23 protein-coding genes are annotated in these 22441 nt (G+C 54.4%); 19 read left to right on the forward strand and 4 right to left on the reverse strand.

The features are described 5' to 3' along the window. Positions 1–69 precede the first annotated feature (69 nt). On the reverse strand, positions 70–2016 hold the full coding sequence (gene csrD, locus LF929_RS19190) for an RNase E specificity factor CsrD (protein ID WP_038906781.1): 1947 nt from the start codon (positions 2014–2016) through the stop codon (positions 70–72). 152 nt (positions 2017–2168) lie between these two features. Here csrD and LF929_RS19195 point away from each other — a divergent pair, with 152 nt between their 5' ends. From LF929_RS19195 to fis, 11 genes are all read left to right on the forward strand, one after another. Then, on the forward strand, positions 2169–3155 hold the full coding sequence (locus LF929_RS19195; protein ID WP_226093061.1) for an MDR family oxidoreductase: 987 nt from the start codon (positions 2169–2171) through the stop codon (positions 3153–3155). A 202-nt stretch (positions 3156–3357) separates the two neighbouring features. Next, positions 3358–4359 carry a protein-methionine-sulfoxide reductase catalytic subunit MsrP gene (gene msrP, locus LF929_RS19200; RefSeq protein ID WP_012883011.1) on the forward strand — a complete coding sequence of 334 codons (1002 nt, stop codon included), beginning with the start codon at positions 3358–3360 and terminating at the stop codon, positions 4357–4359. A 63-nt stretch (positions 4360–4422) separates the two neighbouring features. Continuing rightward, positions 4423–5022 carry a protein-methionine-sulfoxide reductase heme-binding subunit MsrQ gene (gene msrQ, locus LF929_RS19205; RefSeq protein WP_038906779.1) on the forward strand — a complete coding sequence of 200 codons (600 nt, stop codon included), beginning with the start codon at positions 4423–4425 and terminating at the stop codon, positions 5020–5022. Positions 5023–5261: 239 nt separating this feature from the next. After that, the gene (aroQ, locus tag LF929_RS19210; protein WP_012883009.1) at positions 5262–5714 is read left to right on the forward strand and encodes a type II 3-dehydroquinate dehydratase; all 453 of its coding nucleotides are present in this window, start codon (positions 5262–5264) and stop codon (positions 5712–5714) included. A gap of 35 nt (positions 5715–5749) precedes the next feature. Continuing rightward, positions 5750–6217 carry an acetyl-CoA carboxylase biotin carboxyl carrier protein gene (gene accB, locus LF929_RS19215; RefSeq protein ID WP_038906777.1) on the forward strand — a complete coding sequence of 156 codons (468 nt, stop codon included), beginning with the start codon at positions 5750–5752 and terminating at the stop codon, positions 6215–6217. Between the two features lie 11 nt (positions 6218–6228). Further along, positions 6229–7572 carry an acetyl-CoA carboxylase biotin carboxylase subunit gene (accC, locus tag LF929_RS19220; RefSeq protein WP_012883007.1) on the forward strand — a complete coding sequence of 448 codons (1344 nt, stop codon included), beginning with the start codon at positions 6229–6231 and terminating at the stop codon, positions 7570–7572. A 173-nt stretch (positions 7573–7745) separates the two neighbouring features. Next, on the forward strand, positions 7746–7988 hold the full coding sequence (locus LF929_RS19225; protein WP_016943127.1) for a YhdT family protein: 243 nt from the start codon (positions 7746–7748) through the stop codon (positions 7986–7988). Next, positions 7978–9429, forward strand: a complete 1452-nt coding sequence (gene panF / locus LF929_RS19230; protein ID WP_038903058.1) for a sodium/pantothenate symporter — start codon at positions 7978–7980, stop codon at positions 9427–9429. Before LF929_RS19225 ends, panF begins: the two co-directional genes overlap by 11 nt. Positions 9430–9443: 14 nt before the next feature. Next, the gene (prmA, locus tag LF929_RS19235) at positions 9444–10331 is read left to right on the forward strand and encodes a 50S ribosomal protein L11 methyltransferase (RefSeq protein WP_038906776.1); all 888 of its coding nucleotides are present in this window, start codon (positions 9444–9446) and stop codon (positions 10329–10331) included. Positions 10332–10664: 333 nt separating this feature from the next. Then, on the forward strand, positions 10665–11630 hold the full coding sequence (dusB, locus tag LF929_RS19240) for a tRNA dihydrouridine synthase DusB (RefSeq protein ID WP_016943130.1): 966 nt from the start codon (positions 10665–10667) through the stop codon (positions 11628–11630). A 23-nt stretch (positions 11631–11653) separates the two neighbouring features. Further along, positions 11654–11950 carry a DNA-binding transcriptional regulator Fis gene (gene fis, locus LF929_RS19245; protein WP_012883002.1) on the forward strand — a complete coding sequence of 99 codons (297 nt, stop codon included), beginning with the start codon at positions 11654–11656 and terminating at the stop codon, positions 11948–11950. Positions 11951–12034: 84 nt separating this feature from the next. Here the strand turns inward: fis and LF929_RS19250 are convergent, their stop codons facing one another. Together LF929_RS19250 and LF929_RS19255 are read right to left on the reverse strand one after the other, a co-directional pair. Continuing rightward, a complete protein-coding gene (locus LF929_RS19250; protein ID WP_246753598.1) occupies positions 12035–12418 on the reverse strand; it encodes an SDR family NAD(P)-dependent oxidoreductase in 384 nt (127 codons plus the stop codon). Then, positions 12333–12815 carry an SDR family NAD(P)-dependent oxidoreductase gene (locus tag LF929_RS19255; protein WP_246753599.1) on the reverse strand — a complete coding sequence of 161 codons (483 nt, stop codon included), beginning with the start codon at positions 12813–12815 and terminating at the stop codon, positions 12333–12335. The genes LF929_RS19250 and LF929_RS19255 overlap by 86 nt, the downstream gene beginning before the upstream one ends. Positions 12816–13062: 247 nt before the next feature. On the opposite strand from LF929_RS19255, the gene LF929_RS19260 reads away from it, so the two are divergent. From LF929_RS19260 to LF929_RS19275, 4 genes are read left to right on the forward strand one after another with little or no spacing between them, the layout of a single operon-like run. Next, complete coding sequence (locus LF929_RS19260; protein WP_226093060.1) at positions 13063–13695, forward strand: molecular chaperone; 633 nt, start codon at positions 13063–13065, stop codon at positions 13693–13695. Next, on the forward strand, positions 13688–15985 hold the full coding sequence (locus tag LF929_RS19265) for a molybdopterin-dependent oxidoreductase (protein ID WP_210174487.1): 2298 nt from the start codon (positions 13688–13690) through the stop codon (positions 15983–15985). Before LF929_RS19260 ends, LF929_RS19265 begins: the two co-directional genes overlap by 8 nt. Continuing rightward, positions 15982–16536: a 4Fe-4S dicluster domain-containing protein gene (locus LF929_RS19270; RefSeq protein ID WP_210174488.1), complete on the forward strand. Its 555-nt coding sequence runs from the start codon at positions 15982–15984 to the stop codon at positions 16534–16536. Before LF929_RS19265 ends, LF929_RS19270 begins: the two co-directional genes overlap by 4 nt. A gap of 2 nt (positions 16537–16538) precedes the next feature. Continuing rightward, on the forward strand, positions 16539–17312 hold the full coding sequence (locus LF929_RS19275) for a DmsC/YnfH family molybdoenzyme membrane anchor subunit (protein ID WP_038903051.1): 774 nt from the start codon (positions 16539–16541) through the stop codon (positions 17310–17312). 84 nt (positions 17313–17396) lie between these two features. On the opposite strand, the gene LF929_RS19280 is transcribed toward LF929_RS19275, so the two are convergent. Then, the gene (locus LF929_RS19280) at positions 17397–18539 is read right to left on the reverse strand and encodes an endonuclease/exonuclease/phosphatase family protein (RefSeq protein ID WP_210174489.1); all 1143 of its coding nucleotides are present in this window, start codon (positions 18537–18539) and stop codon (positions 17397–17399) included. A gap of 245 nt (positions 18540–18784) precedes the next feature. Between LF929_RS19280 and LF929_RS19285 the strand changes: the two genes are divergently transcribed. From LF929_RS19285 to LF929_RS19300, 4 genes are all read left to right on the forward strand, one after another. After that, a complete protein-coding gene (locus tag LF929_RS19285) occupies positions 18785–19555 on the forward strand; it encodes an amino acid ABC transporter substrate-binding protein (RefSeq protein WP_038906770.1) in 771 nt (256 codons plus the stop codon). A gap of 27 nt (positions 19556–19582) precedes the next feature. Continuing rightward, a complete protein-coding gene (locus LF929_RS19290; protein ID WP_038906769.1) occupies positions 19583–20248 on the forward strand; it encodes an amino acid ABC transporter permease in 666 nt (221 codons plus the stop codon). Between the two features lie 122 nt (positions 20249–20370). Further along, positions 20371–21063, forward strand: coding sequence for a CTP synthase (locus LF929_RS19295; protein ID WP_210174490.1), 693 nt, complete (start codon positions 20371–20373; stop codon positions 21061–21063). 300 nt (positions 21064–21363) lie between these two features. Further along, entirely contained in the window at positions 21364–22389 is a 1026-nt protein-coding gene (locus LF929_RS19300; RefSeq protein ID WP_023638688.1) for an amino acid ABC transporter substrate-binding protein, read from the forward strand. Positions 22390–22441: the final 52 nt, after the last annotated feature.

The following is a 22441-nucleotide window of genomic DNA, read 5'->3' on the forward strand; positions in this document are numbered from 1 at the left end:
CCCGTTCAGCAAACCGGTCAGCGACGCTATGGCGCCGACATTCTACGCTAGTTTATTCGGATTTTGACATCAAACATGCGTGCGTGGTGAATATTTTTTCAGCGTGTTACTCACCGGTTCCGACAACGCGAACAGATCACCCTGTCCACCGCAAACGCCTTTATCCAGCAACGTCTGCCACTCCTCACGCGTACGCACACCGGAGGCGAACACATGGGCGTTTGTGCCCTTGCACGCTTCGGTCAGGCTGCTGACAAACAGCTGATTCTCTGGCCGCTTATCCAGACTACGCACCAACCCCGGATGGAGCTTGATCACCTCCACCTGTAACGACTTGATGTAGGCGGTGCTGACCAGCGTCAGCCCGGCCTGCGTCACCGCCAGTCGGCACCCCAGACCCGTTATCATCGCCAGTATCGGGCGCAAACGGCCGATATATTGACACACATCCGCCTCGGCAAGTTCAAACAATAATCGCGTACGTTGCTTTTTCGGACACTGGAGTAAAGTTTCGCGCAGCCAGCGTAGGAACGGCCGTTGCAACAGCGAATCCACCGTAATGGGGAAAGCCAGTACCGAATCCTGCCAGCTGACGGTCAGGGCAATCACCCGGCTGATCAACTGCCGGTCATAACCGGAGGTCAGGCCAAGCTGACGCACCAGCGGCATGTACTCAGCCTCCAGCAGTTCCTGGGTGCCATCATAAATTCTGCTAAACATTTCCCGGTGGTGTACCCCGCCCTCACGGGTGATCGCCGGTTTTTGATACAGACGCGGCCCGCCACGCAACAAGGTATGTTCCAGCAGTGTTCGCCACCTCACGCTACCCCGGCCTTTTTCCGGCACCCGTCGGTCATACACACACCATCCATTCCCCCCCTGTAATACCGCGTTGCGGGTCGCGTCCTCCACACTTTCCATTACCTGTTCGGTGCTTTGTCCGCCGTGGTAGGCGGAGATGCCGATGTGCAAAATGTCTTCCCGATCGATAAGCGAGGTCGTCGGCAAGATATCGATGGCTTTCACCAGTTGGCTGGCGATGTTATCCGCTTCTTTCAGATTGCAATGCGGCAACAGTACCGTGAAATCGCTGTGGTAATAGCGCGCCAGCAGCGCGGCGGGGTAGCGTAAAACAAACGTAGACAACAGGTTAATCAGGGTATTGCGATACTCATCCAGCACCCCGCCATAACCGTGTGTTTCCTGCAAGGTGTCAAAGTCTGGCAGGCGGATCATCATCACCACGCCGTGGGTGCCGACATCTTCCGTGTCGTCCAGTTGCGTCGCGAGCTGATTTTCAAAAAATAACCGGTTATTCAAGCCGGTTTGCGAATCCTGCGCCGCGAATGATCGAATCAGGGTATCGACCCGGCTACGGGCCTCACGCGCTTCCGCCAAATCCAGCAGCAATTGGTCCAGCGCACCGCTGGCCATCGCTGGCCACTCATGCACCGAGCCATGCATCACGGTATCGCGCTCACCAGCCAAAATCCGCCGGGCGCGGGCCTCTAACTGCTCCTGCCCGGCCATCTGCCGTCGCAGCCAGCGCACGCCATGAAAGACGATTATCGCGATCAGCAGTATCGTCAACACAATCGACAACGTGGATTTAAGATAACGTGGCATGCCAAATAACGGATCAACGTAGGTGACGTTGACCTTGACGTCCGCGTGGTGCAACAGCGATAAGCTGGTGTGACGGTACAGCAAGGCTCGCTCCCCACCGTCAGACATCATTTCTGGCAACCGTAGCCAGTAGAGCCGTTCATGGCCGTCGCGCAGATCCAGTTCAACAATGCCAGCCGCCTTCATCACCGCAGGCAACCAGAACTGGATATTATCGGGAGCCTGAACCAACAGAGCCTGATCAATGCTCGCCGCCACAGCCCTGAGCTGATGATCCATGCGTTGCTGGCTATAACACACAAAACTAAAAATGCTACTGGCCAACACCAGACCTACGGCCAGTGTCGTCAGCAGCGTCATTACTATTGATATTCTGGCAGTCAACCCCATCCCTGCGCCTAACTCCGTATCAATGAATTGAAAAGTGCTTTCATGAGAGACTTTGTGTGTTGTTTGCGATTTATCAGTTCGCATACTACCCGTTACAAATATAGTCCTTAAATGATTTACCTCTATTTTTGTCCCCGATAAGGAGAGTTTTTATGCGCGCAATCGTGCTCGGGCAGCAAGATGGCCAGACAGTGGCCAACGTTAGCACTATTGAACCATCACAATTACCTGATGGCGATGTCACTGTCGACGTCGATTGGTCCGGCATTAATTATAAGGATGCATTGGCGATTACTGGCAAAGGTAAAATCATTCGCCAGTTCCCGATGGTGCCGGGCATCGATTTTGCCGGCACCGTGCGTCACAGCGCTCATCCGGATTTTCAGGCCGGGCAGTCTGTGGTACTGACCGGTTGGGGCGTGGGTGAAAATCATTGGGGTGGTCTGGCAGAACAGGCTCGCGTCCAGGCTGACTGGCTGGTGCCATTGCCACAGGGCCTGACACCGCGTCAGGCGATGATCATCGGCACTGCCGGGTTTACCGCGATGCTGTGCGTAATGGCGTTGGAAGAAGGGGGCGTCACCCCAGCGAGTGGCGATGTGATCGTCAGCGGTGCCAGCGGCGGCGTCGGCAGCACGGCGATTGCACTGTTGCATGCGTTGGGATATCAGGTAACAGCTATCAGCGGCCGGGCGGACAATAGCGCCTATCTGCAGCAACTTGGCGCCCATCAGGTACTGGACCGCGCAGAATTCGCCGCAGCCGGTCGTCCACTGGAAAAACAGCGTTGGGCGGGTGCTATCGACACGGCAGGCGACCAGGTACTGGCAACGCTGCTGGCCCAAATGCATTATGGTGCCACCGTTGCCGCCTGCGGGCTGGCGGCTGGCGTCTCACTGCCCACCACTGTGATGCCATTCATTCTGCGCAACGTGCGCCTGCAAGGTGTCGATTCGGTGATGACGCCACGCGCACGCCGTCAGGAAGCCTGGCGTCGTCTGGCGACACTGCTGCCAGCCTCCTTCTACGAGCAGGTGACTCAGGAAATCTCGCTGGAGCAGGTTCCCGCCACCGCTGCTGCGCTATTGGAAAATCGGATAACCGGCCGTACGCTGGTGCGCATCGGTAGCGCACACTGAAAACCCTCAGGACGGGCCATCTCTCGCCCGTCTTTATTCCCATTTTGTAAAAACCGGTAAAATATACCGCCCGCTAAAAAAGAACGATTCCCCGCCACATTATTTCACCGCATACTGCTTCCACGCCCATCACTCACCAGCAGGGCGTAGCGTTAACGCGAATCCCCAGCCAGACACCAATAATCAAAAGCGGGAGTTCACCATGTCCAGACATCGCAAACTGACTGGCGCCGACGTGACGCCAGAATCGTTGTTCTATCAGCGCCGCACCGTTCTTAAGGCGTTGGGGCTGACCGCCGCCACGCTGAGCCTGTCGCCCGCCGCACGTGCCGACCTGCTCAACTGGTTCCAGGGAAAACGAGCCCCTGCCGCCCCACCCGGTAAGCCGCTGACATTTAGCCAGCCGCCACAGTGGCACCCTGATCTGGCGCTAACGCCGGAAGACAAAGTCACCGGTTATAACAATTTCTATGAATTCGGTCTGGATAAAGCCGACCCTGCCGCTAACGCGGGTGGTCTCAAGACTGAAGGATGGACGGTGCGGATCGACGGTGAAGTCGCCAAACCCATCACGCTGGATATCGACGATATTCGCCGCCGTTTCCCGCTGGAAGAACGCATCTACCGTTTTCGCTGCGTCGAAGCCTGGTCGATGGTGATCCCGTGGGTCGGGTTTGAGTTATCTCAATTGATAAAACTGGCTGAACCGACCAGCCATGCCCGTTATGTCGCTTTTCAAACCCTGTATGACCCGGCACAAATGCCCGGCCAAAAAGATAGCTTTATGGGGGGCGGCCTCGATTACCCCTATGTCGAAGGGTTGCGTTTAGACGAAGCCATGCACCCGCTGGCCTTCCTGGCCGTTGGTGTTTACGGCAAGACGCTGCCACCGCAAAACGGCGCGCCGATACGGCTGGTCACACCGTGGAAATACGGTTTCAAGAACATAAAGTCCATCGTGCATATCAGCCTGACACGTCAACAACCGCCCTCAACCTGGAATCTGGCGGCACCTAATGAGTACGGGTTTTACGCCAACGTTAACCCTAATGTCGATCATCCTCGCTGGTCGCAAGCCAGTGAACGGGTCATCGGTGCCGGTGGGTTACTGAACGTTCAGCGTCAGCCGACGTTATTGTTCAACGGCTATGCCGATCAGGTCGCCTCGCTGTATCAGGGGCTGGATTTACGGGCCAACTTTTGATCGACTCAACCTATGACTCCCGCCGCGTTGCGGGCGTTCATCCCTATACAGGAACATGACGGTATGCGTCTGACCTCCCGACACATCATCGCCCTGAAAGTCGTGCTGCATCTGGCGGCGCTCCTGCCGCTACTCTGGCTGGTATTCGCCGTTAATCAGGGTGCGTTCAGCGCCGATCCGGCAAAAGATATCCAGCATTTTACCGGCAGGATGGCACTGAAACTGCTGCTGGCAACACTGATGGTGACGCCGCTGGCACGCTACGGTAAACAGCCGCTGCTGATCCGCTGCCGCCGTCTGCTGGGGCTGTGGTGTTTCGCCTGGGCCTGCCTGCATCTGCTCAGCTATGCGCTGCTGGAGTTAGGGGTTAATCATCTCGACTTGTTGGGAAAAGAGATTCTTCTGCGCCCTTATCTGATGCTCGGCATGGCCAGTTGGCTGATACTGCTGGCATTAACCGTGACCTCCACCCAGTCAGCACAGCGAAAACTGGGATCAGGCTGGCAAAAGCTGCACAATCTCATTTATCTGGTCGCGATCTTAGCACCTGTTCATTATCTTTGGTCGGTAAAATCGCTGTCGCCATTACCGATCATGTACGCTTCCGTTGCCGTCATCTTGCTGCTTTTTCGCTACCAGAAGTTGCGCCGATGGCGTCGTTAATCAGCACTATCTGTACGCAGAAGACGGTATTTTTCACGTATTTTCGTAAAATTTTGTCAATAGCATCGCGGGTAACTCCGCAGATAAGACCAGTATTTGGCTGCTAACTGCTACGATATGGCTATAATGTTCAAACCGTGCGGATGGAAAGGGACATTTTCGCTCCGCAAAGGGTGACAAACGGATAGCTTCGCGTTATGTTGTGCGCCACTGAGCCAATCGAGGGAGATAGCAGCACAATGGCAGACAAGTTTCACATTTTGCTCCTTAACGGTCCAAACCTGAATCTGCTGGGAACCCGTGAGCCGGATAAATACGGTCATACGACGCTGGCGGAGATCGTGAGCCGACTGGAACAAGATGCGGCAGCGCTGAACGTGCGGCTTTCCCACCTGCAGTCAAATGCGGAACATGAGCTGATTGACCGTATCCATCAGGCCAGAGGAAACACTGACTTCATTCTGATTAACCCGGCAGCATTTACCCACACCAGTGTGGCGCTACGGGATGCTCTGTTGGCGGTCGCCATCCCGTTTATCGAGATCCACCTGACTAACGTGTACGCACGTGAACCTTTCCGTCACCACTCTTACCTGTCTGATGTGTCAGCCGGGGTGATCTGCGGTCTGGGGGCAGATGGATACCATTATGGTTTACAGACAGCGGTAAAACGCCTGTCAACGTCCAATTAACCATTTCCAATTAACAAGAGTACGGAACCACATTCATGGATATTCGTAAAATCAAGAAACTGATCGAACTGGTTGAAGAATCCGGCATCGCCGAACTGGAAATCTCCGAAGGTGAAGAGTCGGTACGCATCAGTCGTGCTCCGGCACCGGGTAGCTACCCGATGATGCAACAGGCCTACGCACCGATGCCGCAGCAGTTCGCACCAGCGGCCGCTCCGGTAGCCGCGCCAGCCGCTGCTGCTGAAGCCGCTGCACCCGCCGCCATCAGCGGTCATGTGGTACGTTCACCGATGGTAGGTACCTTCTACCGTACGCCGAGCCCGGACGCGAAACCGTTCGTGGAAATCGGCCAGCAGGTCAAAGTCGGCGATACCCTGTGCATCGTTGAAGCCATGAAAATGATGAACCAGATCGAAGCAGACAAAGCGGGTGTGGTGAAAGCCATTCTGGTTGAAAGCGGCCAGCCGGTTGAATTTGACGAGCCATTGGTTGTCATCGAATAACGAGGCTTACCATGCTAGATAAAATTGTCATCGCCAACCGTGGTGAGATTGCGTTGCGCATTTTGCGTGCCTGTAAAGAGCTGGGCATCAAAACCGTCGCTGTGCATTCCACTGCGGACCGCGATCTGAAACACGTATTGCTGGCGGACGAAACCGTGTGTATCGGTCCGGCTCCGTCAACAAAAAGCTACCTGAATATTCCGGCTATTATCGCAGCAGCGGAAATCACCGGTGCAGTGGCTATCCACCCGGGTTACGGTTTCCTGTCTGAAAACGCTGACTTCGCTGAGCAGGTTGAACGTTCCGGTTTTATCTTCATCGGCCCGCGCGCTGACACCATCCGTCTGATGGGCGACAAAGTGTCTGCCATCAGCGCCATGAAAAAAGCCGGTGTTCCCTGTGTACCGGGTTCTGACGGCCCGCTGGGCGACGACATGGATAAGAACCGCGCTATCGGTAAGCGCATCGGTTATCCGGTCATTATCAAAGCCTCTGGCGGCGGCGGCGGTCGCGGTATGCGTGTCGTGCGTAGCGAAAAAGAGCTGGAACAATCGATCGCGATGACCCGCGCGGAAGCGAAAGCGGCGTTCAACAACGACATGGTCTACATGGAAAAATACCTGGAAAACCCGCGTCACGTGGAAATCCAGGTACTGGCCGATGGTCAGGGCAACGCCATTTATCTGGCGGAGCGCGACTGTTCCATGCAGCGTCGTCACCAGAAAGTGGTGGAAGAAGCGCCAGCACCGGGTATTACCTCCGATCTGCGTCGCTATATCGGTGAACGTTGTGCCAAGGCGTGTGTCGACATCAACTACCGTGGTGCCGGTACCTTCGAGTTCCTGTTTGAAAACGGCGAGTTCTATTTCATTGAAATGAACACCCGTATTCAGGTAGAGCACCCGGTAACCGAAATGATCACCGGTGTGGACCTGATCAAAGAGCAGTTGCGTATTGCTGCCGGTCAGCCGCTGTCCATCAAGCAGGAAGAAGTGAAAGTGCGTGGTCATGCGGTGGAATGCCGTATCAACGCTGAAGACCCGAACACCTTCATGCCAAGCCCAGGTAAAATCACCCGTTTCCACGCACCGGGCGGTTTTGGCGTACGTTGGGAATCGCACATTTATGCGGGCTATACCGTACCACCGCATTACGATTCCATGATCGGCAAACTGATCACTTACGGTGAAAGCCGCGACATCGCCATTTCCCGTATGAAGAATGCGTTGGCTGAGTTGATCATCGATGGCATCAAAACCAACGTGGAATTGCAGATGCGCATCATGTCCGACGAAAACTTCCAGCATGGTGGGACTAACATCCACTATCTGGAGAAGAAACTCGGTCTGCAGTAATTATCTGCCCCAATAAAACGGGTCGGCCTGCGTCGGCCCGTTTTTGTTTCCCACGACTCACCGCGTTCTACGCCACTACACCAATTTTCGCTGGGCAATTGGCTAACATGCCGTAAAATCCCCTGTTTTGTGTCACCTATAACACTGATTCCTGCAGGACTTGAGGGGAAATCATGGATAAACGCTTTCTTCAGGCTCACCGCGAAGCTCGCTGGTCACTGGTGCTAACGCTGGCCTATCTGGTGGCCTGGGTTCTCTTTGCCTATCTACCCGACAACCATCCCGGCCTGACGGGCCTGCCGCACTGGTTCGAGCTGGCCTGCCTGCTGCTGCCGCTACTGTTCATCGGTCTGTGCTGGCTGATGGTACGCGTCATCTTCCGCGACATATCACTGGAGAATCACGATGCAAAGTGATGTCATCCTGCCGTTGATAGCTTACCTGTTATTGGTATTCGGTCTGTCCGTTTATGCCTGGCGGCGTCGCCAGCAGGGTAACTTTCTCACCGAGTACTTTATCGGCAACCGTTCGATGGGCGGCTTCGTACTGGCGATGACGCTGATAGGCACGTATGTCAGCGCCAGCTCGTTTATCGGCGGCCCCGGCGCGGCCTATAAATACGGGCTAGGCTGGGTACTGTTGTCGATGATTCAGGTACCGACGATGCTATTGTCACTGAGCATTCTCGGTAAGAAATTCGCGATTCTGGCCCGCCGCTATAACGCCATCACACTGAATGACATGCTCTACGCCCGCTACGGCAGCCGCTTACTGGTCTGGTTTGCCAGCCTGAGCCTGCTGGTGGCGTTTATCGGCGCGATGGCGGTGCAGTTCATCGGCGGTGCCCGGTTGCTGGAAACCGTGGCGCATGTGCCCTATAACATCGGACTGTTGATTTTCGGCATTACCATCCTGCTCTACACCGCGTTCGGCGGCTTTCGCGCCAGTGTACTGAATGACGCGTTACAGGGCATCGTGATGCTGATAGGCACGCTGCTGCTGCTGGCTGGCGTGATCTACGCCGCAGGCGGATTGCCCGCCGCCGTCGGCAAACTGGCGCAGATCAACCCGGCGTTGGTCGATCCACATGGCAGCAACCAGATCCTGTCCGCCCCGTTCATGACCTCGTTCTGGATACTGGTGTGTTTTGGCGTGATTGGCCTGCCCAATACCGCCGTGCGCTGCATTTCCTATCGCGATAGCAAAGCGCTACACCGCGGTATCCTGATCGGTACGGTGGTTATCAGCGTACTGATGCTGGGGATGCATCTGGCTGGTGCGCTGGGGAGAGCTATCCTGCCGAACCTGACCATTCCGGATCAGGTATTGCCGGAACTGATGCTCACCGTGCTGCCGCCACTGGCCGCCGGGATCTTTTTGGCCGCACCGACAGCAGCCATTATGTCGAACATTAACGCGCATTTGCTCCAGGCTTCCGCCACGATCGTGAAAGATCTCTACCTGAACGTCTATCCTCAGAAGATAAGCAACGAGCGTTATATCCGCCATCTATCCAGCCTGACCACCCTGCTGCTCGGCTTGCTGGTACTGCTGGCGTCATGGCGACCGCCGGAAATGATCATCTGGCTGAACCTGCTGGCGTTTGGCGGGCTGGAAGCGGTATTCCTGTGGCCGCTGGTGCTGGGCCTCTACTGGGAACGCGCTAACGCCGCAGGCGCGCTGAGTTCGATGTTCAGTGGGGCTATCAGCTATACCCTGCTCGCCAGCTTCAATATCCAGCTGGCGGGCTTTCATCCGATTGTGCCATCGCTGCTGTTAAGCCTGGTGGCGTTTATTCTGGGTAACCGCTTAGGGCGTCAGCCTGCATCAGCGGTTGCCGCATCTTCATCACTTTGAGGTCAGAGGCTGCTATGCCGTGGATTCAACTGAAAATTAATACTTCCGGCGCACATGCGGAGCAATTAGGCGACGCGCTGTCTGAAAGCGGCGCCGTCTCAGTCACGTTTCAGGACACGCATGACACGCCGGTGTTTGAACCCCTGCCGGGTGAAACCCGTTTGTGGGGCGATACCGATGTGATCGGCCTGTACGACGCCGAAACCGACATGGCCGAGGTGGTCGCTATACTGGAGCAGGAGCCGCTGCTCGGTGCCGGTTTCCAGCACAAAATCGAACAACTGGAAGACAAAGACTGGGAACGGGAATGGATGGAAAACTTTCATCCCATGCAGTTCGGCAAGCGCCTGTGGATTTGCCCAAGCTGGCGTGACGTACCGGACCCGAATGCGGTCAATGTCATGCTGGACCCCGGTCTGGCATTCGGCACCGGCACCCATCCCACGACGTCGTTGTGCCTGCAATGGCTCGACGGGCTGGATCTGGCTGGCAAAACCGTCATCGATTTTGGTTGCGGCTCCGGCATTCTGGCCATCGCCGCGCTAAAACTCGGTGCCACGCACGCTATCGGCATCGATATCGACCCGCAGGCGATTCAGGCCAGCCGTGATAACGCGCAGCGTAACGGCGTGTCTGAACGGCTGGAGCTGTACCTGCCAAAGGATCAACCCAAAGACTTATCTGCCGATGTGGTAGTCGCCAATATCCTGGCGGGCCCGCTGCGCGAGCTGGCACCGCTTATCAGCGTGTTGCCAAAAGCAGGTGGCCATCTCGGTCTGTCCGGCATTCTGGCCTCACAGGCACAGAGTGTGGCGCAAGCCTATGAAGCGCAATTCCAGCTCGACCCGGTAGCGGAAAAAGAAGAGTGGTGCCGCATCACTGGTATGCGTAAACCACTCTAATCCCGTGGTATTCACCTGACGGAACATCGCCGTTGCGTCAGGTGATTCGTACGGATATTTCGTTGGACAAACGGACTCCCCTTGCCATCAATCACTGTTTCTATGCGGTGAAACAGCATATTCAGGCGGATGTTTAATTTCTCCGGCATGTACACAAAATCAGCGAAATAAAAATAACCTTTTGTTAATAAAGGAAAAATAAAAATAGCGCAGTAGCAATGCAACATTTCCTTGATCTGTTCCGCTCAATTGCTCAAAGTTTGGCCTTTCCTATCGCGTAAAAAATGCGTAATATACGCGCCCTTGCAGGCACAGTATGGTCACTCTTTGTCTATGCGCATTGGACAATTTCAGCTTCCCAATCGTTTGATTGCCGCCCCGATGGCGGGCGTAAGCGATCGCCCTTTCCGGGCACTCTGTTACGCGATGGGCGCTGGAATGACGGTTTCCGAGATGCTCTCTTCCAATCCGGAGGTATGGCGTTCGGACAAATCGCGCTTGCGCATGGTGCATAGCGATGAGCCCGGTATCCGAGCAGTACAGATAGCTGGCGGTGATCCGGATGAAATGGCGGAAGCGGCGAGAATCAACGCCGAAAGCGGCGCGCAGATCATCGACATCAACATGGGATGCCCGGCCAAAAAGGTTAACCGCAAGATGGCGGGTTCCGCGCTGTTGCAGTATCCAGCGTTGGTCAAGCAGATCCTGACAGCGGTAGTAAACGCTGTCGATGTACCGGTCACGTTGAAGATTCGTACCGGCTGGGCACCAGAGCACCGTAACTGTGTAGAGATTGCCAAATTGGCTGAAGATTGTGGTATTCAGGCGCTGACCGTTCATGGACGCACGCGTGCGTGTTTGTTCAATGGCGAGGCGGAATACGACAGCATTCGGACAGTTAAGCAGAGTGTTTCCATTCCCGTTATCGCGAATGGCGACATTACTGACCCGCGCAAAGCCAGAGCGGTTCTTGATTACACCGGGGCTGATGCCCTGATGATAGGACGAGCTGCTCAGGGAAGACCCTGGATCTTTCGGGAAATCCAGCATTATCTGGACACAGGGGAGTTGCTGCCGCCCCTGCCACTGGCAGAGGTCAAGCACTTGTTGATCGGGCATATACGGGAATTGCACGACTTTTATGGTCCAGGCAAGGGATTTCGTATAGCACGTAAGCACGTGTCCTGGTATCTCCAGGAGCACGCCCCAAACGACCAGTTTAGGCGCACATTCAACGCCATAGAGGACGCCAGCGAACAGCTGGAGGCGTTGAAGGCATATTTTGAAAATCTTGCGTAAACAGAAAAAGAGCTGACAGAACTATGTTCGAACAACGCGTGAATTCTGACGTACTGACCGTTTCCACTGTAAACTCTCAGGCTCAGGTAACCCAAAAACCCCTGCGCGACTCGGTTAAACAGGCACTGAAGAACTATTTCGCTCAACTGAATGGTCAGGATGTGAATGACCTGTATGAGCTGGTACTGGCTGAAGTAGAACAGCCGCTGTTGGACATGGTGATGCAATACACCCGCGGTAACCAGACCCGCGCTGCCCTGATGATGGGTATCAACCGCGGTACGCTGCGTAAGAAACTGAAAAAATACGGCATGAACTGATACTCATCTGTTCATCTCTGAAGAAAGGCGCTTCCTTCACGGTAAGCGCCTTTTTTATTGGCGGTATCACGTGTAGCCTGCGGTTTACAGACACGAGCCTCCTGACGCATCCAACACCTGCCCCGTTATCCAACGGGCATCCGCCGAGGCAAGAAACACCGCCACCGCCGCGACATCCTGCGGTTGACCAAGACGCGAGAAAACGGAATAACGCTCCGCTTTCTGGCGAATGGCCGCATCTTCCAGCATCGTTTTCACCATCTCGGTTTCCGTCACACCGGGGGCAATCGCATTAACAGTAATATGGCGTGCGCCGTATTCCGGTGCCAGCGAGAGGGTCAGGACATTAATGGCACCTTTTGACGCGGCATATACCGCCCGGTTAGCCGCCGCAATTCGGGTACGGGCAGAAGAGATGTTGATAATGCTCCCCCCTGAACGCAGATACGGTCCGGCAGACTGGAGCAAGAAAAAGGGGGGCCGTCACGTTAATCGCCATGACCTTGTCGTACAGATCATCTGAGGTGTCTTCCACCGTCGCCAGGGGGGAGATACCGGCGTTCTTAACCAGAATATCCAGGCCACCACCCCCAGCCTGCTCAAGCGCCTGGTGGAATCGCGCCCAGAGCGCCCGGCTTTGTTGCTTCGGATCAACGGCGAAGTCAGCGGGTATCACCACCGCCTGCGCCCCCAGTTCTCGCGCTCTTAGTGCGGTTTCCTGTGCTGCGTGTGAATCGTCAATATCATGAATACCAATAAAAGCGGCACCCTCCGCCGCCAATCGTTCAACAATCGCTTTTCCAATGCCACGGGAACCACCCATCACCAACGCGGTTTTACCTTCCACCCGATACTGATTTGTCATTCCCTTTTCTCCACTCTGCCGATGAGAAAACGCCCCTGTCATCACACAGGTAGCCTGGATAGGCGGTGGACTATTTAACGCACATCCTTTTTTCGCCTGCCAACGGCAAACTGTGATCACAATCGCATCAACAGATTATTGTCGCGTCACCAACAAATATCAGTACAAACCATGTGGTTAATCAAAAAATGAACGATCCACATAGTTTTATATTGTGATTATTCATCAGTACATGAGAACGTCCGTTATGAATACGCACACCCCCTCCTTTAGTGAAGAGAACCCTTCTGTGCCGTCTTCAATACCGCTTGCGCCTTTCTCCCGTGAGGAGTGGGTATCAATCGGCATGTGCCTGCGTGATTTTTTTGCGTTTCCGGTATCTGGCTCGCTGTCTTCGGTCTGTACAAGGCTTCATCCCCTCTGTCAGCACCGGGTGATGCTGCCAGTTAACCTGACGCAGGATGACTGGCTGCAAGTCGAGTATGACTTTAACCGGTTGTTCGTCGGCCCAATGACGCTGCCAGCGCCACCTTATGCCGGTATTTATCTGCATGCAGAGCCGCAAGTGATGGGGAAATGTACGCTGGAAGTCCGTCAGCTGTACCACCAACTCGGGTATGAGGTCCCGCAGGAGAACTGCCTTCCTGACGACCATATCGCTTACGAGATTGACGCCTGTTTACTGCTCTTTTCCTGCCTCTCTCCCACACCAGCACAGCATGACGCCCTGTACTGGCTGGCCCATGACCATCTGGGACAGTGGTTACCGCGTTTTATCGATCGCATCAACAACCATGCGCCAACACCGGTAATTTCATCGGTGGTCGACGTGCTATCGCTTTGGTTTTTCGATTTGCAACGGAGAACATCACATGCGTGACACCCCCAATTCCCCCGACAGACGGCGATTTATAAAAACACTCGCCATTACTGGTGTTGCGGCCAGCTTACCCGGTGGCTTGTTACTGCCTCGTCAGGCTCGTGCGCAAGCGCCTATTCCTTACAACCCGAACAGCTATACAATTTTCCGGAACTCATGTCCGCGAAACTGCTATGACACGTGCAGCCTGAAAACCTATGTGAAAGATGGCGTTATCGCCTACATTGACGGCGCAAAAGAGTCTACCTTCACCCACGGAATGCCTTGCCTTAAAGGGCTCACCTACCCTCGCCGCGTCTACAGCCCTGACCGGATCAAATACCCGATGATTCAGGATGGCCGCGGCTCAGGAAAATGGCGTCGTATCTCCTGGGACGAAGCGATGGAGCGTATCGCTAACAAGATCCTGGAAATCAAAAAGAAAGACGGCTCATTACTCGGTCTGGCGCTCACCAAGTATTCAGGAAACCTCGGCATCCTCAACTATGGCGTTGAAGGCATGATGTCCTCGCTGGGCTATACCACCCGCTTTGTCGGTACGCCGTGCTGGCCCGCTGGTATTGATGCCCAGAGCTACGACATGGGCGATATGTGGTGCAACGACCCTGAAGATTTGGCCAAATCCAAATACATCATTGTCTGGGGTGCTAACCCGGCCTGGTGCTCCCTGCACAGTATGAAATACCTCTATCAGGCGCGGGAGCGCGGAGCCAAAGTGGTGGTCATCGACCCCATTTTGACCCAGACCGCCGCCAAAGCAGATCTGTACTTACGGATCCGCCCCGCTTCCGATGGCGCACTGGCGCTGGGTATGGCACGACATCTGCTGGATAACGGGCTGGTTGATAACGAATTTGTCACGCAATATTCGCTGGGGTTCCCAGAGTTTGCGCAATACCTGCGGGAAAATGTCACGGTTGAATGGGCATCTGAACAATGTGGCTTGCCCGCACAGACGATTCGTCAGCTTGCAGAAGAATTTACTGCCGTCAAACCCGCGACAATCTGGATAGGCTACGGTATGCAGCGACACATCAATGGCGGCGCCAATGTGCGAGCCATTGACGCGTTGGTCGCCATGAGCGGCAACATCGGTCTGGAGGGCGGTGGCGCTCGCTACGGCCACCTCTACACCTGGGGGTTCAACTACCACGCCATGATGCAGAAACAACCCGCCGGTTCTGTCGGTTTTACTGGTCAGAGCGGGCCTAAAGGGGAGTTCGACTTCGGCGCTAAAGAAGCATCCAGCTATACCGATCGCAGCCTGAATATCAATAAAACCGCACAATCAATACTGGATACCAACGATCCGCCGATTCGCATGCTATGGGTGTCTTGCAAAAACCCACTCTCCCAGGACTTCGACCATAACAAGATGTTGAAAGCCTTCAATAAACTGGAGATGGTGGTCTGCGTAGATCAATTCTTCAATCAGACTGTGGAGCAGGCCGATATCGTGTTACCGGCGACCACACAGATGGAAGAGTGGAATATCTCGGTATCGTATTGGCACTACTGGCTGACTATCAATCAGCCAGCGATTAAACCGATGTACGAGTGCAAATCCGACCTGGACATCGCGGCTGCGCTTTCGCGCACCATGAACCGGTTATCTCCCGGCTCCTGCACCTTCCCGCAGGATATTGACGGCAAAGAATGGGTGGCAAAAGAGTTTAACGACAGTATCTACAAGCTGTTTGGTATCTCGTCATGGGAAACGTTGCTGGATGGTCCGGTCAAAGCCAAACTTCCACACCCGGCAGCCTGGCATGATCGCAAGTTCAAGACGCCGTCCGGCAAATACGAATTTACATCGGCATTGTGTAAGGAGAATGGTCATACCCTGCTGCCCGAGTACCGGCCGGGAAGAGAGAAAAATTTACCGTTTCAGCTCTTTACCCCCCACACACTATACGGCCTGCATTCTCAGTTCATCAATCTGGACTGGATGCAGGTCTTCTACCCGGAACCTTTTGTCTACCTCCACCCGGTAGCAGCGCAACAAAAAGGTATCCGTGAACTCGATTGGGTTCGCGTCTTTAATGGCATCGGAGAAGTCACCGTCAGAGCCAGACTGACCACCAACGTACCGCAAGACATGCTGCTGATGTACGAGGCCTGGTTTAACAAACAAGCGTTTAACGTACAAAACGTCGTCGATGATACCTCATCAGATATGGGAAAAATGAAGACGGGTGTGCCGGGCTCCGCCATTCACTGTCAGTTCGCGGATATCGCCTTAACGTCGGCACCAGCGCAAAACAGAGTGATGGGAGGAACCAGAGCATGAGACGCGCATTCCTGGTCGATAGTGAAAAATGTATTGGGTGCCGTGGCTGCGCCATGGCCTGCAAAAGTTTTAATCAGTTAGCGCCGGACCTGTTCTGGCGCTATGTCTACCCACTGGGGAAATCTATCTACCCGCACGAAGAGAGGGCTTTTTATTCTCTGGCGTGCAATCACTGCGAGCATCCCGCCTGTCTGGATGCCTGCCCGGTCGAAGCCTATACCAAGCGTGAAGACGGCATTGTGGTGCACGACCCGGCGCGCTGCATCGGTTGCAAAAACTGCCTGCGCAGCTGCCCCTACGGTGCCCCTAAATTCAACGAGGTCACCCACAAAGCCGAAAAATGCAGCATGTGCTATGAGCGGTTGGATGTGGGGTTACAGACAGCCTGCGTTGAAGCCTGTCCGGTGGGCGCATTAACCATGATAGACCTTGACGAACAGGCCGTTCCCGCCAACGCCGTACAATACCCGCCGGGTTACCCGGTTATGCCATCGCTGAACCCCGGAACGCGTTTCATCATGCCTCGCACGCCAAAACAGGCTGGAGAATAATCATGGAACACTATGAGCTACCTTTGGTTTTCTTTACATCATTAAGCCAAACCGCTGTTGGCATGGCACTGTTTTTGGCCTGGCGGCGTCTGTGCGATCACGCGGTGCCACAACGCAAAGCCTGGTTCATCACCGGCGTGGTGCTAGCCGTGTCATTGATTGGCGCGACCTTCCATCTGGCAGACCCGTTGCACGGTTATAACGCCTTTATCAATCTCAAGCATTCATGGCTTAGCCGGGAAATTCTGGCGGCAGTACTCTTTGCTGCCACTATCGCACTGGCACTGTTGACTGATGGAAAACAGGTGACGGTGATAGCGGCCGCCGTGATGGGGATCGTGCTGGTGATTGTACAGGGGCTGACCTACGCAGCACCTGCGATGATCGCTATCAACAATGGGCTCCCGATGATTTTATATTTGCTGACGGCCTGGGTGATGGGCGCGGCGGCTCTCCCGCTACTGGATAAAACATCGGCCATTTCGCCCCTGCGTCACGGATTAACGTTGCTGATTCTGGCGCTGATCGCCGCACCGTTAATCTGGCGTAGTGGCGGAACGATCATGCGTATGACATCAGAGCAATGGGGGTCATCGCCATTTTTCTGGAGTGGGTTAGTCTGCTTTATCATTGCATTCGGCTTATCCTGCCAGCGGCAAAAAACAGCCGTTTCCGTCGCAACGGTCGTGATTGCGCTGCTGGGTATCTTCCTGAGTCGACTGACATTCTTTGGCGATACCATCAGCACTATCATCAACATCGGACAGCCTTACTGACAGAGAAAACACACAGACGACACTGACAAAAACCAACGGGCCTGCCAAACAGCGGGCCCGTTGGTTTCGCAGTACTCATCCTGCTCAGTTCAGATCACATTCCACCCAGATAGCGGCGTGATCCGAAGCGGCGGTCTCCCAGGAGGTCACCGTCGGGAACGGTGTCACCGGATCCGCCCCTTCTTTCGCGGCAATCTTATCGATGTTATAGATACCGCGCCGCTCAATGCCACAGTCGACCTTTGCCTGATGTAACGGCGTGGAAATGAAAATATAGTCCAGTTGGTTCAAACGCTCGCCAGGCTTACCGCCGGAGAAGTAATAGGTATAGCGTGCTGTTTCCGGCAAAGCGGGATCGACCACCGGGTGTAAATCCGGCACGGAAAACAGCGGCGCCAGGCTGTGCCAGGGGTTGGCACTATCCTCGTTTAAGTCCCCCATCACCACCACATACTCTTGCTGCAGGTTGTATCCGCGTACGATATCGGCCACACGCTCCGCCTGAGCGTGCCGCCGTCTGGCAGCCCGCTCGCGTTCTTCATCGTTACGCCCGTTCTGGCTTTTGAAGTGGTTACACAGCACATGCACCGGCTGCGTCAGGCCAATATCGATCGTCACTTCCAGACAATCACGGCTAAACAGCGGGGAAAACGACGCGCTGGTATCAAAAATGTGGGTGCGTAGTTGGGTAATGCGGTGGCGCGTCAGGCAGGCCACATCAATACCACGCGGATCATTCGGGCTATCTATCATGACATACTGGGCAAAGGCCTGGTCTGCCAGAATCTGCTGGTTGAAATCATGCAGCACCGCCATATTTTCCACTTCGGCCGCGCACAGGATGTCAGCCTTCAACGCGTTGATTACCAGCCCGGTATTTTTTCGCTGCTGGTCGCTAAATGCCTCGGAACGAAAAACCAGCTCGCCTAACCAATCACCTCGTCCCCGGCAGCTTTTGTTAATCCGAAAGCCGGTCTTGCCAGCTTCACTTTTCCAGCTACCCAGCGAGCCGCCATCAACGCGCAGGTCGATATAAGGCTGGAGATTACTGGTCAGGGTAAAAACCCGCTCTTTCAAAGCATCGTCATAGTTATCATTTTCCAGCAGTGTTTGTAGCTGGCGTACTTTTTCAAGCAGTTCACTGCTTTGCTGGGGGTCCGGCAGGTTAAGAATCGCGGTACGATGAAACAGGTTTTCGACGTTATAGCTGGCAAGTCTGAGCTTCATAGCTCCTCCTCAGGCAACAGACTACGGCGGGCAAGCACCAGCCTGGCAACCGATTGTTACCACCGTATATCACGACCGCCCGTCACACCAACCTGTGACACGCTGTGGTAAAAAATACAGGTACTCACTATATTCATAGCAGATATAAGCCATGTCTTTATGGACTTGGCAAACATCACGACATCACGTAAATTCGCAGCATTTCTGACTCACAACGGCAACAGCCATATCTGGCAGGAACAATGATGAAAAAATCTCGCTTAGCATTACTTACCGGCGCTTTACTGGTTACCAGCGTACTGGCTCAGGCACAGGACGACCTTAGCGCTATCAAAGCCGCCGGTGTGATTAAATTCGGTACGGAAGGCACTTACGCGCCTTACACTTACCACGATGCCTCCGGCAAGTTAGTGGGTTTCGATGTAGACGTCGGCCGTGCGGTAGCAGAAAAACTGGGCGTAAAAGCAGAATTTGTTGAAGGCCGTTGGGATGGGCTTATCGCGGGTGTGGACGCCAAACGTTATGACGCCGTCATCAACCAGGTGGGTGTCACCAAAGAACGCCAGGTAAAATATGACTTCTCCAAACCGTACATTGATGCTAAATCCGTGCTGATCGTACGGGGTGATAACACCAGCATCAAATCGTTCAACGATCTGAAAGGTCATAAATCAGCCCAAAGCCTGACCAGTAACTACTCCAAACTGGCCACCAGCTACGGTGCAGAAATCGTCCCGACCGATGGCTTTAACCAGTCGCTGGAGCTGGTGCTGAGCGGTCGTGCGCAAGCGACCCTGAACGATAACCTGTCGTTCCTGGACTTCAAAAAACACAAACCTGACGCCAATGTGAAAGTGGTCGCCACCGCAGAAAGCGGCGATCCGTCCGCCATTCTGGTACGCAAAGACCAGCCACAACTGGTTGATGCACTCAATAAAGCATTGGATCAAATCAAAGCAGACGGCACCTATAAGACGATTTCTGTGCGATACTTTGGACAAGACGTTTCCAAATAATGCATTGATATCGGAGCTATTGTAGATATGCCATCATGGCTACAACTTATGGCAGACTCCTTCTGGAGTCTGCTTTCCGCCGGTCTGACCTTCACCGTTCCTCTCGCGATTCTCTCCTTTATTCTCGGTTTGATGATCGGCGTATTGGTGGCGTTGTTACGCCTGTACGGTGCCACACCGCTCAAAAAGATCTGTGACTTTTATGTGTGGGTGATTCGCGGTACGCCGCTGTTGGTCCAGCTCTTTCTGATTTTCTATGGCTTGCCCAGTGCCGGTATCACGCTGGATGCCTTTCCGGCCGCGCTGATTGGCTTTAGCCTGAACGTGGGTGCCTATAGCTCAGAGATAGTACGTGGTGCGATTCTTTCCGTACCCAAAGGTCAGTGGAACGCTGCCTATTCGCTGGGTATGAGCGGCGCACAGGCTATTCGCTGGGTGATTGTGCCGCAGTCGGTATTCGTATCGCTGCCACCGCTGGCTAACACCTTTATTTCACTGGTCAAAGATACCTCACTGGCCGCCGTAATCACGGTGCCTGAAATGTTTCTGGCCGCGCAACGGATCGTCTCGGTTACTTATGAACCGCTCATCCTGTATATCGAAGCCGCACTCATCTACCTGATGTTCAGCACGGTACTGAGTAAATTGCAGACGCGACTGGAAAAATACTACCAACGTCACATCGTGCATTAATCAGCGTATAGCGCATTAATCCTCGCTCGGCAGGCTGTCCAGCCTGCCACGCTCATCATCAGACAAACTCGACATTTTCCCCGGTTTCCCGTAGCCTTCTTTTTTACCAGCCGGAGAATGTCATGAAACAGACTGTCAATATCGCGCTGATAGGTGATTACACCCCAACCGTCACCGCCCATCAGGCAATTCCCCCTGCTCTTGCCCTTGCTGCCCGCCAGTTAAATCTCACGATGCACTACCAATGGATAGACAGTGAACACTTGTCGATCGCACAGCTTCACGCCTTCGATGCAATTTGGTGCGTTCCTGCCAGCCCATACCGTCACGACGACAATATACTGCAAGCCATTCGGTTTGCCCGCGAAACGCCTATCCCCTTTCTGGGCACCTGTGGCGGTTGCCAGTACGCCCTGCTGGAATATGCCCGCCATGCGCTGGGATGGCTCGACGCCAACAACGCGGAAGTCACACAGGAAGGCCGATCGGTAATTACCCCGCTACAGTGCGAAATGGTGGAAAAAGAGGGTGATATCCGTCTGTTGCCTGATTCACGTATCGCCCGTGCCTACGGCCGTGAGGCGATCACCGAAGGCTACCGTTGCCGCTACGGCATTAATGAAGCGTTTCGGGATGCGTTCACCGCAGCCGACATCCGGGTGTCTGGTGTGGATGACAACGGCGATATTCGTGCCATCGAAATCATCGATCATCCCTTTTTCGTCGGTACCCTGTTTCAGCCGGAACGCGCTGCACTAAAACAGATAACGCCACCGCTGGCTATTGCTCTCCTTGAGGCAGCGGCAGCGCATTAACCGCAGTTTTTTACACAAGTTGCACCAAATTGGATCAACAGGAGAACAATTCCACCATTTTGGTGCACCCTATGCCTTTGCTTTATCCCCCCATACCACCGATTTATCCCGATTCGCCACGGATAGGATTTAGTTTTCTGCCCATCTCACCATCATGACAAGCTGGCACCGTTTTTGCTTATTGTTAATGACGGTGTCCGGCTCATCATGCCGGCCCACTGACAGACAGAGCAGGCGCAGCCATGACTGTGCCACAACACAACAAGCACATTACAATTACATTAGGCACATACGATGATTATGAAAAAAGTGATTATGTCCACGCTGGTAGCCAGCGCTTCACTGTTTGCCTTCATCAATCAGGCACACGCGGGCGCAACGCTTGATGCCATTCAGAAGAAAGGCTTCGTACAGTGTGGTATCAGCGATGGGCTTCCTGGTTTCTCGTATGCCGATGCCAACGGCAAATACTCCGGCATCGATGTTGACGTCTGCCGTGGCGTCGCAGCTGCCATTTTTGGTGATGCCAACAAAGTCAAATACACCCCACTGACAGCTAAAGAGCGTTTCACCGCCCTGCAGTCCGGCGAAGTGGATGTGCTGTCCCGTAACACCACCTGGACCTCATCCCGTGACGGTAGCATGGGCCTGCTATTCACCGGCGTGACCTACTACGACGGTATCGGCTTCCTCGCTCATAACAAAGCCGGGCTGAAAAGCGCCAAAGAACTGGACGGTGCCACCGTGTGTATCCAGGCCGGTACCGACACCGAGCTGAACGTAGCCGACTACTTCAAGACCCACAATATGAAGTACACCCCGGTGACCTTTGACCGTTCTGACGAAAGCGCCAAAGCACTGGACTCCGGCCGTTGCGATACGCTGGCTTCCGATCAGTCTCAGTTGTACGCCCTGCGTATCAAACTGGGTAAACCGGCCGACTTCGTCGTGTTGCCGGAAGTGATCTCCAAAGAACCGTTGGGACCGGTTGTACGTCGTGGTGACGAAGACTGGTTTGCCATTGTTCGCTGGACACTGTTTGCCATGCTGGACGCCGAAGAGATGGGTGTGACCTCTCAAAACGTCGATCAGATGGCTGCCAAGCCGACCACTCCGGACATGGCGCACCTGTTGGGTAAAGAAGGTAACTTCGGTAAAGATCTGAAATTGCCGAATGACTGGGCGTATAAAATCGTTAAGCAGGTCGGTAACTACGGTGAAGTGTTCGAGCGTAACGTAGGTCAGGGCAGTGAGCTGAAAATCAAACGCGGCCTGAACGAACTGTGGAACAAAGGCGGTATCCAGTACGCCCCTGCTGTTCGTTAATTCCTGATGCAAAAACGGGCACGTGCTGCGAACCAGCCGTGCCCTTGCTTTA

The sequence above is a fragment of the Dickeya oryzae genome (assembly GCF_020406815.2).
In the GTDB taxonomy this organism is placed as follows: domain Bacteria; phylum Pseudomonadota; class Gammaproteobacteria; order Enterobacterales; family Enterobacteriaceae; genus Dickeya; species Dickeya oryzae.